Consider the following 13,110-nt stretch of genomic DNA (forward strand, 5'->3'; position numbering starts at 1 on the left):
CTGTGCAGGTCGTGGGCCTCCGGCCAGGTCGAGGGGGGATCTGTCACGAGTTCCGCACAGGAGTCGAACAAGTTCTGCGGGATCCCCTCGCTTGACTCACGATGAGCCGGAGTTCTGCGGGAAACGGAGTGCGGTAGATGCTGGATCAGGAGCGGCGGCAGGCGGAACGGTGGTTCCGGGCGCAGGGTCTGCCGTGGCTGGTGCACGGGCGGGACGGGCTGGCCGAGATCCTGCTGCGGGCCGCGCCCGCGGTGGCCGCGCTGCTGGTCTACGACCTGATGCTGACCGAGTTCAACGCGCTGGTGCCGGACACCGACGAGCAGTTCGGGGTGTTCATGGCCGACCTGTTCTTCGAGCTGCTCTACTACGGCAACTTCCTCCTGGTCTACCTGTTGCCGGTGGTCGTGGCCTGGCAGGTGCTGCGCTGGTCCCAGGACCGGGAGGCCACCGCGGGCACCACCGTACTGGTGCTGGCGCTGTGCCTGGCCGAGGTGGTCGGGGTGCCGGTGGTCGATCACCTGCTGGATGTCGAGGACTGGTACTGGCCGAACATCTTCACCGGGCTGGGCTGGGTGCTCGGCCTGATCCTGCTGACCGCGGCGGGCGCGGGCGCGGTGTTCGTGTGGGCGCTGCGGGTGGCGCTGCGGCAGTTGCGGGTACTGGGTTTGCTGGCCAGCCGGGCGTTGCCGCTGCTGCTGTTGTTCGTCACGTTCTTCTTCTTCAACGCCGAGGTCTGGCAGATCACCTCGCACCTGCCGCGGCCGATGCTGTGGGGCGTGATGAGCCTGTTCATCGTGGTCGGCCTGCTGTACCTGCTCGCGGTCGCCCAGGACGAGCTGAAGGAGCAGGCCGCCGAATCGGGTCCGGAGCGGATTCCGTTGCTGCGCAGGGAGAACGCGAACCTGGTGACGGTGCTCGCGCTGGCCCAGGCGTTGCAGGCGGCGGTGTTCGGACTGCTGGTGTTCGGTTTCTTCCTGTTGCTGGGGTCGATGTCGATCCGGCCGGAGGTGATCAAGATGTGGGTCACCAAGGATCCGACCACCGGCAAGCTGTTCGGCGTGTTGCTGCCGGTGTCCCAGGAACTGGTGCAGGCCTCGATGTTCCTGGCGGTGTTCTCCGCGCTGTACTTCGTCACCGCGGTGTTCAGCGACAGCAAGTACCGGGACGCGTTCTTCCACCCGCTGCTGGGTCAGATCACGGTGTCGCTGGCGGAGCGGCAGAAGTACCTGACCCGCTGGCCGCGGCGGGGAGCCGGAGGGTGAACGCCGAGCCCTGACCCAGCGTGCTGGTCGCGGTGACCTCGCCGCCCTGGGCCTCGGTCAGTCTGCGCACGATGACCAGGCCGAGTCCGCTGCCCCCGGTGCGCCGGCTGCGGGACTTCTCCGCCCGCCAGAACCGGTCGAAGACCAGCGGCAACTCCTCGGGGTCGATGCCGGATCCGTTGTCCGCCACCGTGATCAGCACGTCGGAGCCATCGGATCGGGCGGAGAGCGTGACCCGCCCGCCGCGTGCGGTGTGCCGCAACGCGTTGCTCACCAGGTTGGCCACCGCCTGCCGCAGGCGCACCGGATCCGCTTGCACGGTAAGGGTTTCCGCCGCGTCCACGGCCACCGTCAGCCCCAGTTCGGCGGCCTGGGCCTGGTTGGCCATGGCCACGCTGAGCAGGGTCTCGGCCACCGGCAGCCGTTGCGGGTGCAGCCGGAGCTGACCCGATTCGGCCAGTGCCAGGTCCTGCAGGTCGTCGATGAGTTGTTGCAGGGTCAGGGTTTCCGTGAGCAGCACGTTGACCAGGTCGGGTTCCATCGGGCGTTGCCCGTCGGCGGCGGCCTCCAGCCAGCCGCGCAGGGTGGTGAGCGGGCTGCGCAGCTCGTGCGAGATGTCGCCGATCATGTCCCGGCGTTGCCGCTCGGCCTGTTCCAGGTGCGCGGACAGCTCGTTGAACACCACGGAGAGGCGCCCGATCTCCCCGGCGTCCTTGACCTGCACCCGCGCCGAGGTGTCGCCGTCGCGCATGCGTTCGGCGGTGGCGGCCAGCGCGTGCACCGGGCGCAGCAACCGGGTGGCCAGGTAGGCGCTGACCCCGACCATCACCAGCAGCACCAGGCCACCGGCCAGCACCAGCGGCCAGGTCCCGGCCGCGGTCAGTCCGGCCGCCCCCGGCGGTTCGGCCACGAACAGCAGCGCGGACGGCGCGATGGAGGTGACCAGCTGGTGCCTGCGGCTCTCGGCCAGGCAGGTCAGCAGTTCGTCCTCGTCGTTGCGGTCCTCCGGGACGACGATCTCGCCGTCCTCACCCAGTTCCAGCCGCACCGGCAGCGCCCCGCGCTCACGCAGGCAGCCCTCCACCCGGCCGGACAACTCGGCCAGCGCCGTCTTCTCGGTGGCGCTGGGCACCCGCAGTTCGGCCGCGCCACAAGGGTTCTCGGTGTCGGTGTAGTAGTTGGCCGCCACCGACCGGTCGTTGTTGAGCACCTCCACCGCGGAGCGCGATCCGTTGCGGCGCAGGCAGTCCACCACCTCGCGGGCCCGGTTCGCCGAGTGCTCCCGTTCGGCCGCGCTCAGCCGGAACGGCCCCACCGCGCGCGGGTCGATGCCGTCCAGGGCCCCCTCACTGGTCAGTGCCGGGTTGAGTTCCATCGGGTCCACTGTGGACGCCGCCTTGGCAGGCAACGGCGTGCCGGGCGCGGAGTCCACGATGACGGTGCGGTCCCTGGTGGTCAGCGCGATCCGCCTGCCGGTGCCGCCGGCCAGTCCGGTGACCAGCGAGCCGACCTCGTCCCAGCGCGGGTGGGTGGCCGCGTAACCCAGCAGGGACTGGTAGATGGTGGTGTCCTCGGCCAGGGTCTGGCCCTGTTCGGCCCGGATGGCCCGGCTGGTGCTGTTCGCGGCCAGCCAGGCGGTGACCGCGACCGTGCACGCGCCGACCAGCACGGTGGCGGCCAGCAGCCGGACGAACATGCGGTGCCGCAACGGAACCGAGCGGGTCGACTCAGGCATCGGCGGACTGCTCGGCGAGTTTGTACCCGACCCCGTACACGGTGAGCAGGTACTCCGGGTTGCGCGGCGAACGCTCGATCTTCTTGCGCAGGTTCATGATGTGCACGTCGATGGCCCGTTCGGTGACGAACTCGTGCCCGAACACCTGCTCGATCAACTGCCGCCGCTCGAACACCCGGCCCGGCGCGGCGGCCAGCGCGGCCAGCAACCGGAACTCCGCGGCCGCGCAGTCCACCCGCTGCCCGCGCATGGTCACCTCGTGCCGCACCGGATCCACCACCAGCTCGCCCACCCGGTACTGCGGCTCGGGCGCGGCCGCGGTGTGCCTGCCCCGCCACAGCAACGCGCGCACCCTGGCCATCAGCTCCCGCGGGCTGTACGGCTTGGTGAGGTAGTCATCGGCCCCGGCGGCGAACCCGCGCAGCAGATCGTCCTCTGTGGACCGTGCGGTGAGCATGAGCACCGGTAGGTCGAACTCCGCGCGCAGCGACCGGCACACCTCGATGCCCTCGACCTCGGGCAGCATCAGGTCCAGCACCAGCAGGTCCGGCCGCCGGGCACGGACCAGGCGCAACGCCGCGTGGCCGTCCTCGGCCACCTGCACGGTGTGGCCCTCCCGGCTGAGCTGGAAGGTCAGCAGCTCGGCCTGCCTGGGGTCGTCCTCGGCCACGACGATGTAGGCGCACACGAGCCCATTATGGACAGTGCGGCGGACCGGCCGTCAGAACCGGGCCAGCAACCGGTCGCGGGCGATCTCCAGGTGCTCGGTCATCGCCTTGCGCGCGGCCACCGCCTTGCCCTCGATCAGCGCGGTCACGATCAGCCGGTGCTCCTCGATGGTCTGCTCCCCCGCCGGCTGCTGGTAGGACAGCCGGAAGAAGTGCAGGTGACAGTGGGTGCGGCTGAACGCCTGCTCGACCGCGGCGTTCCCGGCCACCCGCAGGATGAGCTGGTGCAGCCGGGTGTCGTGCGCGGAGAGCAGCTTGTACCCGTCATAGCCGTCGCCGGTGGGCGCGCTCGGGCAGCTGGCCAGCTCGGCGGTCAGCTCCGCGGCGAAGGCCTTGGTCATGGCCTTCGCCGCGGTGGCCGCGCTGGGTGGTTCGAGCAGCAGGCGGAGGCCGTACATGTCCTCGACCTCCTTGCGGGTCAGCAGCGGGGTGGTGCGGTAGCCGCGCAGTGGCAGCCTGCTGACCAGGCCCTCCGACTCCAGCCTGGCCAGCGCCTCGCGCACCGGGGTGCCCGAGACGTCCAGTTCACGGGCCACCTCGTCGATGTTGACCCGCTCGCCCGGCTCGATGCCGTGGTTCATGATCAGCGCGCGGATCTGCTCGTACACCCCGTCCGCGAGCACCTGGCGACCCGGCAAGGCCGCCATCCGCCTGCCCCCGTCCGACACGACACCCTCCCCTAGAACGTTTTCACTCCCGCCGGAATTCGATCAGCATGGCCTGTTGCGGGTCCAAAGTCGGCAACGGCACACCGGCGGTGGTCAGGATCGCACCGGGCAACCGCACCCAGTCCCGCTGGGCTTCGGTGATCCACCCCGGCGCGGCTACCTGCCGACCGGTCGGTAGGCCCAGCTCGGTGCGGATCCGCACCTGGTAGTCGGCGGTGGCGTCGAGGCCGGGGAAGCGCACCCGCCCGGACTGGCCTTCCACCGAGCTGGCCAGGCGGGCCCAGCAGAACAGCGCGGAGTCCGGGCCGACCACGCCGTGCAGCAGGGTGGCCTCGCCCGCCAGGTCGGCGCGGACGACCCGGCCGCCGTGCAGCAGCGGCCGGAACTCGCGGTACAGCCCGGCCCAGGCGGTGAACTTGGCCAGCTGCTCGGTGGACAGCCTGGTCAGATCGGCCTCGATGCCGGCGTGCCCGAACAGCGCGGTGGCGAAGCGGAAGGAGTCGTCGGTGTCCCGGCCGGTGGTGTGGCTGTGCCGGTCGCCGACGTGCGCGCCGATCAGCTCCGGCGGGATGAGCTGGGTGGTCCAGCGCTGGATCTGCTGGCGTTCCACCGGGTCGTTGCAGTCCGAGCCCCACACCCGGTCGGTGCGGGCCAGGATGCCCAGGTCCACCCGGCCGCCGCCGCCCGCGCAGCTCTCGATCTCCAGGGCGGGGAAGCGGGCCTTCAGCTCGTCCAGCATCCGGTACAGCGCCAGCGTCTGCGCCCTACCGGCCGGTCGGTCGCCTGCCGGGTCGCGGTGCACGGCCTCGTGCAGCTCGCGGTTGTGGTCCCACTTGAGGTAGTCGATCCGGTACTCCTCGACCAGCGCGACCAGCCTGCCCAGGATGTGCCGGTAGGCGTCGGGGTGGGCGATGTTGAGCACGTACTGGTGCCGGGAGGGTGCGCCGAGGCCGACGCTGGGGCCGAGCAGCCAGTCCGGGTGCGCGCGGGCCAGGTCGGAGTCCAGGTTGATCATCTCGGGTTCGACCCACAGGCCGAACTCCAGGCCGAGGCCGCGCACGTGTTCGACCAGCGGCCCGAGGCCCTGCGGCCACATCTCGTCGGAGACGTACCAGTCGCCGAGGCCGCGGGTGTCGTTGCGGCGGCTGCCGAACCAGCCGTCGTCCAGGACCAGGCGTTCCACCCCGACCTTGGCCGCGGCGTCGGCCAGGCCGCGCAGCCGGTCCAGGTCGTGGTCGAAGTAGACGGCTTCCCAGGTGTTGAGCACCAGCGGGCGCGGGTTGGCCGGGTGCGTCGACCGGGCACGCAGCCGGGTGTGGACACGCTCCGCGATCCCGTCCAGGCCCGCATTCGAAAAAATGAACAGGCATTCTGGACTTTCGTACACCTCGCCGGCGCCCAACCGGACCTCGCCGGGGGTCAGCAGCTCGCCACCGCCGAGCACCGAAGCGTGTGCCCCGGCGCCCTCGGGGAGCTGCTCGGCGAGGTAGCGCTGGTTGCCGCTCCAGGCCACGTGCACGCCCCACACCTCCCCGCTGCCGAAGTCGAAGCCAGGGGTCCCGGCCAGCAGCAGGTGCGGCGAGTCGTGCCCTGGCTTGCCGCGCCGGACCTCACGGACGTGGCTGCCGTAGTGGAGCGGGGTGCGCTGCGGGGAGCGTTCGCGGCACCACTTGCCGGTGAAGTCGAGCAGCTCACCGGCCCGCCGGGGCAGCGGCAGCAGCGTGCTCACCCCGGCCAGGTCGTACGGCTCCCCTACCGAACGGTCGGTAAGGACGCTGCGCACGGAGAGCACACCGGCCGCGTCGAGCTGGTAATGCAGCTCGACGTGCAGTTCGGAGACCTCGTCGGTCAGCCGCATGACCAGCGACGTTCCGTCGAGTTGTGCCTCGGTGAGCCGTAACCGCGGGGTGGTGCGGCGGCCTGCCCGGTGGCCCTGGTGCGCGGGGGTGCCGGACCAGCCGTCGGCCTCGGTTGGCCACACGGTGAGCGTGCGCGGCAGGTCCGGCGCGTTGTTGAGCACGGCGGGCGTCGCGGTGCTCGCCAGCGCGGCCAGTCCGGAAGCGGTCAGCTCGCCGAGGTCGGCGCCCCAGTGCAGCAGCACCGGGACGTCGCCGCTCAGGTCCACCACCACGCCGACCCCGGCGGCACGCAACTGGACGATCTCCCCGTCACACCTGGGCATCGGGCCCCTTCCTCCGCAGCTCGATCACTTCTTCGCCAGCAGATCCTTGCTCTTCTGCGCCATTTCCGCGAACACATCCTCGTTCCGGGTGCCTGCGAAGTACGCCTCGAACAAGGGTTCCACAGCGGACTGGATGGCCGCGCCGTTGCCGTAGACGACCGAGGGGTAGAGCACGCCGGTCTTCATCGCCTCGGTGAACACCGACAGGTCCACGCCTTGGGACGCCATGGTCCTGGCGGTGGCGTCCATGGCGGCCGGGATGGAGGGGAAGAAACTGCCGCCGGCGCCCGCGGTGGTCTGGCATTCCAGCGAACCCATGTGACTGAGCCACTTCCAGGTCGCCTCGGCCTTCTTGGTGCCCGCCCAGATGACGTTGCCGTTGGAGTTGCTCAGCACCGCCCTGGTCTTGTGGTCGGGGCCGAGCACGGTGGGCGCGAGGCCGACCTTGATTCCAGGCAGTTTGGCGAAGGTGGCCGCGGTCCAGGAGCCGCCGGTGCTCATCGCGACCTTGCCGGAGGCGAGCTGGTCGGTCTCGGTGCCGGACTTGAACTCGCCGAGTTTGGGCGCGAAGCCGCGGTCGACCAGGGAACGCACCCAGGTCATGGTCTTGGTGAAGCGCGGGTCGGTGTAGTTGAAGGTGCTGGGCCAGGACTGGGTGTCGCCCTGCCGCCAGCCGAGGGTGGAGACGAAGCTGCTCCAGGTGGTCTGGCCGATGAAGTCCTTGGCGGCCAGCGCGCCGAAGCCGTAGACGGCGACGTTGTTCTTGTCGTAGCCGGGCTGGTCGCCGCGCACGCCCTTGCCGTCCACGCTGAGCTTGGCCACCAGGCGCTCGAAGGAGCCGCCGTTGTCCGGGTTCCAGTCCAGGTCGCTGACCGCCTTGGGGTCCACACCGGCCTTGGTGAGCAGGTCGGTGTTGTAGTAGAGCCCGGTGGCGGCCCAGTCCAGGGGCAGCGCGTACTGCTTGCCGTCGGTGAACTTCCACGAGTCCACGCCGACGGAGAACTTCTTGAGGTCGAAGTTACCGGCCTTGATCAGGTCGTCCAGGGGTAACAACTGGTGTTGTGCGGCATAGGCCTGGAAGAACTGCACGCTGTTCTGGAAGCCGTCGGGGGCGTTCCCGGCCACGAACCCGGCGGTGATCTTGGTGAAGTAGTCCTCCACCGCGTACTGGCTGATCTTCACCTTGAGTCCGGGGTTGGCGGCCTCGAAGCCGGGCACGCACTGCTGGTAGGCGGCGGCCTGCTTGTCGTCCCAGGTCCACCACTGGATGGTGTCGCCGTCGGCGCCGGCGTTGCCGGAGCAACCCGCCAGTGCGGTGGCGCTGACCGCGAGCGCGGCGGCCGCGAGGGCGCGAAACCTCATTGTTCCTCCATTGTGGACGGTCGGAGCAGGGGGTCGAAGCCAGCGAGCACGATCGCGAGATCCTCCGGTCCGCCCGCCTCGTGGCCGTTGTGATCCCAGACCTGGATCTGTTTGGGGCCGCGGTAGACGTGGTAGGCGCCGAAGGCGGTGGAAGGCGGGCAGATGTCGTCGCACAGTCCGGTGGAAAACCAGGCGGCGGCGTTCGCCCTTGCCGCGAAAGCGATTCCGTCGAAGTAGCCGAGGGTGCGGAAGACCCGGTCGGCACTGTGCCTGCGGGCGGCGAGGTAGCCGGTGATCTCGCGGTAGGGCGCGGTGCCGGTGATGCGCAAGGCCCGCTGGATGTCGGTGAGGAACGGGGCCTGGGCGAACAGCGCGGTGAGGTCGGGCACGAGTCCGGCGGCGGCCAGTGCGATGCCGCCGCCCTGGCTGTTGCCGACCACCGCGACCCGCCGCGGATCGACGAAGTCCAGTGACCGCACGGTGTCCACGGCGCGGACCGCGTCGGTGAAGATCCGGCGGTAGAGGTAGTCGTGCGGGTCCTCGATGCCCCTGGTGAGGAAGCCGGGGTAGGACGGCGCGCTGCCCACCGGGTCGGCGGTGGCGCCACCGGCGTGGTCGCCGCCCTGACCGCGGGCGTCCATGATCAGGTGCGCGTATCCGGCGGCGGACCAGACCAGGTCGTCCAGTGGGTGACCGCGTCCGCTGCCGTAGCCGTGGAACTGCACGATCGCGGGCAGGCGGCCGGTGCGCTGCCGGGGCAGGCGCAGCCAGCCACGGATCGGGTGGCCGCCGAACCCGGCGAAGGTCAGGTCGAAGACCTCGACCGCACGCAGGTGGGTGGCGACCGGGTCCAGGCGCACGGCGAGGTCGTGGGTGCGGGCTTCGCGCAAGGTGTTGTGCCAGAAGGCGTCGAAGTCGGCGGGTGCGGTGTAGTCGCTGCGATAGGCCAGGAGTCGCGGGCGGTCGAGGTCGGTGATCATGCCGGTCACCGCACCGTGAGCGAGTCGAGCCGGGCTGAGGCACCCACGTCGAGGCGGACCTCGGTGGTGCGGTCCCGGTGCCGCACCCGGATCGGCCGGTCCGGATCACCGGACAGTCTGCGCACCACACATTGGGTGAGTTGTCCGTCCTGCCAGGTCAGGTCGACGGCGAGGCCGCCGCGGCAGCGCAGGCCGGTGACCGCGCCGTCCGGCCAGGCTTGTGGCAGCGCGGGCAGCAGGTGTACGGCGGAACCGTGGCTCTGCACCACGAGTTCGGCCAGTGCGGCGGTGAAGCCGTAGTTGCCGTCGATCTGGAACGGCGGGTGCGTGCTGAACAGGTTGGGCAGCAGGCCGCCCCATTCCGAGCCGTCGACCGGGGCGTTGCGGTGCGGGTCGCCGGTGAAGGGGCGGCTGGCTTCCAGGAACAGCTCGCGGGCGGTCTCGCCGTCGCCGAGCCGGGCGCGCAGCGCGATCTTCCAGGCCCAGGACCAGCCCATGGCGCCGTTTCCGCGCCGGTCAAGGAGATTGCGGGCGGCCTCGGCGAGTTCGGGGGTGTCGTCGGGGTTGATCTGGTTGAGCGGGAACACCGCGACCATCTGGGACATGTGCCGGTGCTGGGGATCGACCTCGGGCAGGTCCTGCGCCCACTCGCCCAACCAGCCGCCCGCGGTGATCGGCAACGGCCGCAGCCTGGGCAGCACCGAGTCGATCTCCAGGCAGACCGGGTCCTGGCGCAGACCAAGGACTTCGGCGGCGGCCAGGCAGCGGGTGAGGACCGCGCGGATCAGCGCGACGTCCATGGTGGGGCTGTGGGTCAGGGATTCCGGGCTGCCGCCGGCGGCGTGGAAGAGGTTCTCCGGGGAGGTGCCGGGCAGGGTGTCCAGGCGCCCGTCGGTGCTCTCGACCAGCCAGTCCAGGCAGAACTCGGCGCAGCCACGCAGCAGTGGCCAGCCGCGCTCGCGCAGGAAGTCACCGTCCACTGTGTACTCGTAGCGGTCCCAGGCGTGCTGCACCAGCCAGGCCCCGCCCAGCATCCACAGTGCCCAGGACGGGTTGCCGTGCCCCATTCCGGCTGGCAGCGCGTATCCCCAGGGGTCGGTGTTGTGGTGGGTGACCCAGCCGCGGGCGCCGTACAGTTCGCGGGCTACCTCGGTTCCGGTGACGGCAAGCCGGTCCAGCAGGTCGAACAGCGGGTCGTGGCACTCGCTGAGTCCGGTGGATTCGGCGGGCCAGTAGTTCATCTGGGTGTTGATGTTGATGGTGTAGTTCGAGGACCAGGCCGGGCGCAGGTCGGTGTTCCAGATGCCCTGGAGGTTGGCCGGTGGTCCCCCGCCGGGCCGGGAGGCGGCTGCCAGCAGGTAGCGGCCCCATTGGAAGAGCACGGTGGCGGTGAGCTGTTCGTTGTTGCCGGACAACACCTCGCGGGCGACATCGACCACGCCGCCACGCTGCTCGCCGATGCGCAGGGTGGTGGCGGCGAGCAGTGGGCGCAGGTCGGCTTCGTGTTCGGCACGCAGTTCGGCGGGGTCGCGCCGGGCGGCGCGGGCGGCGATGCCGGTGGCGGTGGCGATGTGGGACTGGCGGGTTCGTCCCGGTGCGCCGGTCCAGTGGTCGGCGGCGCTGGTGGAGGTGGCCAGGGTGATCAGCAGCCGGGTCAGGCCGGTGACCACCAGTCGTCCGTCCACAGCGGAAACCGCGCCGTCGGTGTTCAGGCGCAGGGCGAGCACGCCGAAGGGGTCGTAGCCGTCGACCGGGCCGTCGGCGTAGCGGAGGGGTTCGGCGACCTCGGGTTCGTGCAGGGGTGCGCCGTCGACCGGGATCTCCACGCCGAGCACGAGCCCGCCTGGGTCGGCGGTACTCAGGACTGTCCGGAGTGGACTGGACAGGGCGAGTCCGGCGTCGAGGGCGCCACCGGTGACGGTGAGCGAGACGGTGACGGTGCCGCTGGGTCGGCTGACCCAGGTCTCGCGCAGCACCTTGCGATTGTCCACAGTGGACTTCTCGCGGATTATTCCGTTGTCCAGGTTGAGGTATCGGCCGTGGTAGTCGCCCGCGCCATCCAGAGTGAGCAGCAGGTCGCCGAAGGGCAGGAACTCCTGGCTGTACGGTCCCTCGAAGGTCATCAGCAGTTTCTCGGCCAGCCGGTGATCCCCGGCGAGCAGTGCGGTGCGCACCTCGGCCAGTCGCGCCGGTCCGGCCCCGGCCGCCAGCACGTCGGCCAGTGCGGCGGCCGGTCCGCCGGGGGTGCCGGACCACACGGTGGCGTCGTTGAGCTGGATCCGGGCGGTGCCGATCCCGCCGAAGACCATCGCGCCCAGGCGGCCGTTGCCCAGTGGCAGGGCCTGATTCCAGTGCTCGGCCGGGTCGGGCCAGAACAGTTCGAGGTCGGTCATCCGCTCGCTCACTTGATGCCGGTGAAGCCGATGGAGTTGACGATCCGCTTGCCGAAGGCGAGCACCAGCAGGAACATCGGCAGCGCGGCGACCAGGGTGGCCGCCATCAGCCCGGCCCAGTCCAAAGCGGACTGTGGGGAGGACTGCTTGAACACGGCCAGTGCCAGGGTCAGCGGACGGGTGTCCTCGCTGTTGCTGACCAGCAGCGGCCAGATGAAGTAGTTCCAGGTGTTGATGAAGTTGAGCAGGAACACGGTGGCGATCGGCGCGGCGGACATCGGCAGCACGATGGTGAAGAAGATCCGCAGCGGCCCGGCACCGTCCACTGTGGCCGCTTCCTCGATCTCCCGGTTGAGGCCGAGCATGAACTGCCGCAGGAAGAACAGGGTGAAGCCGGAGAAGATGCCGTAGGGCAGCACCAGTCCGCCGAAGGTGTCGGTCAGGCCGAGGTCGCGCACCAGCACGAAGTTGGGCAGCAGGGTCAGGATCTCCGGCACCATCAGCGAGCACAGCAGCACGCCGAAGACCAGGTTGCGGCCGCGCCAGCGCAGCCGGGCGAAGGCGTAGGCCGCGGCGGCGGAGAAGAACACCACCAGCACGGTCTGGGTGGTGGCGTAGATGATGGAGTTCCGCAGGTACAGCGCGGTGTTCAGCGAGGCACCGGATCCACCCTCGGCCAGTGCCTCGGCGGTGCTCGCCAATCCCAGCACCCGCTTGAACGCGCCCCAGGTGAAGCCCACCGGGAACAGCGAGGACGGGTCGGTGAGCAGCGCGAAGTTGTTGGACAGCGCGGTGCGCAGGATCCAGTAGAACGGGAACAGCGTCACCGCCATGATCACGATCAGGCACAGCCAGGCCAGGATCCGACCCGGCGACAGCGGTTTCCGCGTGCTGGTTGCCATGTCTGCTCCTCAGTCCAGATCGGACTCGTTGGCGCGGGCGAGTCGCAACTGGATGAAGGTGACCACGATGAGCATCGCGAACAGGGTCAGCGACATCGTGGCGGCGTAGCCGAAGTCGAACTGGCTGAACGCCTTGTTGTAGATGTACATGTTGAGCACGTTGGAGGCATTGGCCGGGCCGCCCTTGGTGGTGACCTGGACGATGTCGAAGATCTGGAAGGCGCTGATGATGTTCAGGATGACCACCATCGCCAGCACCGGCCGCAGCAGCGGCAGGGTGAGGTGCCGGAACATCTTCAGTTCGCTGGCCCCGTCCACCCGCCCGGCCTCGTACACGGTGGCCGGGATGGCCTGCAGCCCGGCGAAGACCAGCACCGCGTAGTAGCCCATCCACTTCCACACGTTGATCACCGCGAGGGTGGGGATGGCCCAGCCCTCGTTGAAGAAGAACACCGGCTGCCCGAACAGCTCGCGCAGCCACACGTTCACGATGCCCAGCTGCGGGTCCAGCATGAGCTGCCACACCAGTGCGGCCACCACGCCGGAGATGAGAAACGGCAGGATGATCACGCCGCGGATGAGCACCGACTGGGTCAGCCGGTGCAGCATCACCGCGGTCAGCACGGACAGGAACACCCCGAGCAGCACCGAGAGCACCACGAACTGCACGGTGATGCCCAGTGCGTTCCAGAAGACGTCGTCCTGCCAGAGTTGCCGGAAGTTGTCCAGACCGATCCACTTCGGCGGGGTGAGCACGTGGAACTCGGTGAAACTGAGGTAGACCCCGCGCAGTGCCGGGTAGGCGAAGAACACGCCGAAGCCCAGCAGCGCGGGCGCCACCAGCAGCCAGGCCACCGGGGTGTCCCGGCGCCGGATCCTGTTGCGTCGCAAGGTCATC

At 69.9% G+C, this 13,110-nt stretch carries 10 protein-coding genes; 1 reads left to right on the forward strand and 9 read right to left on the reverse strand.

Annotated features, from left to right (window positions below; genetic code table 11):
- Positions 1-137 precede the first annotated feature (137 nt).
- Positions 138-1,262, forward strand: a complete 1,125-nt coding sequence (locus HNR67_RS33580) for a hypothetical protein (RefSeq protein WP_185006455.1) — start codon at positions 138-140, stop codon at positions 1,260-1,262.
- Here HNR67_RS33580 and HNR67_RS33585 read toward each other — a convergent pair.
- Genes HNR67_RS33585 through HNR67_RS33625 form a run of 9 tightly spaced genes read right to left on the reverse strand, consistent with a single transcriptional unit; the run spans position 1,195 to position 13,109 of the window.
- Positions 1,195-2,997 (reverse strand): ATP-binding protein, encoded by a 1,803-nt coding sequence (locus tag HNR67_RS33585; RefSeq protein ID WP_185006457.1) that lies wholly within the window; start codon positions 2,995-2,997, stop codon positions 1,195-1,197. The two genes, HNR67_RS33580 and HNR67_RS33585, sit on opposite strands and share 68 nt — an antisense overlap.
- A complete protein-coding gene (locus tag HNR67_RS33590) occupies positions 2,990-3,685 on the reverse strand; it encodes a response regulator transcription factor (protein WP_185006459.1) in 696 nt (231 codons plus the stop codon). Before HNR67_RS33590 ends, HNR67_RS33585 begins: the two co-directional genes overlap by 8 nt.
- A gap of 33 nt (positions 3,686-3,718) precedes the next feature.
- Complete coding sequence (locus HNR67_RS33595; protein ID WP_221490141.1) at positions 3,719-4,393, reverse strand: GntR family transcriptional regulator; 675 nt, start codon at positions 4,391-4,393, stop codon at positions 3,719-3,721.
- Positions 4,394-4,415: 22 nt separating this feature from the next.
- A complete protein-coding gene (locus tag HNR67_RS33600) occupies positions 4,416-6,575 on the reverse strand; it encodes an alpha-galactosidase (RefSeq protein ID WP_185006461.1) in 2,160 nt (719 codons plus the stop codon).
- Between the two features lie 24 nt (positions 6,576-6,599).
- Positions 6,600-7,937 (reverse strand): ABC transporter substrate-binding protein, encoded by a 1,338-nt coding sequence (locus HNR67_RS33605; protein ID WP_185006462.1) that lies wholly within the window; start codon positions 7,935-7,937, stop codon positions 6,600-6,602.
- Positions 7,934-8,917: an acetylxylan esterase gene (locus tag HNR67_RS33610; RefSeq protein WP_185006464.1), complete on the reverse strand. Its 984-nt coding sequence runs from the start codon at positions 8,915-8,917 to the stop codon at positions 7,934-7,936. The genes HNR67_RS33605 and HNR67_RS33610 overlap by 4 nt, the downstream gene beginning before the upstream one ends.
- Before the next feature lie 5 nt (positions 8,918-8,922).
- Positions 8,923-11,310: a glycosyl hydrolase family 95 catalytic domain-containing protein gene (locus HNR67_RS33615; RefSeq protein ID WP_185006466.1), complete on the reverse strand. Its 2,388-nt coding sequence runs from the start codon at positions 11,308-11,310 to the stop codon at positions 8,923-8,925.
- Positions 11,311-11,318: 8 nt separating this feature from the next.
- Complete coding sequence (locus tag HNR67_RS33620; protein ID WP_185006468.1) at positions 11,319-12,212, reverse strand: carbohydrate ABC transporter permease; 894 nt, start codon at positions 12,210-12,212, stop codon at positions 11,319-11,321.
- 9 nt (positions 12,213-12,221) lie between these two features.
- Positions 12,222-13,109: a carbohydrate ABC transporter permease gene (locus HNR67_RS33625; RefSeq protein ID WP_185006470.1), complete on the reverse strand. Its 888-nt coding sequence runs from the start codon at positions 13,107-13,109 to the stop codon at positions 12,222-12,224.
- Position 13,110 lies beyond the last annotated feature (1 nt).

This window comes from Crossiella cryophila, assembly GCF_014204915.1.
GTDB classification, from domain to species: Bacteria; Actinomycetota; Actinomycetes; order Mycobacteriales; family Pseudonocardiaceae; genus Crossiella; species Crossiella cryophila.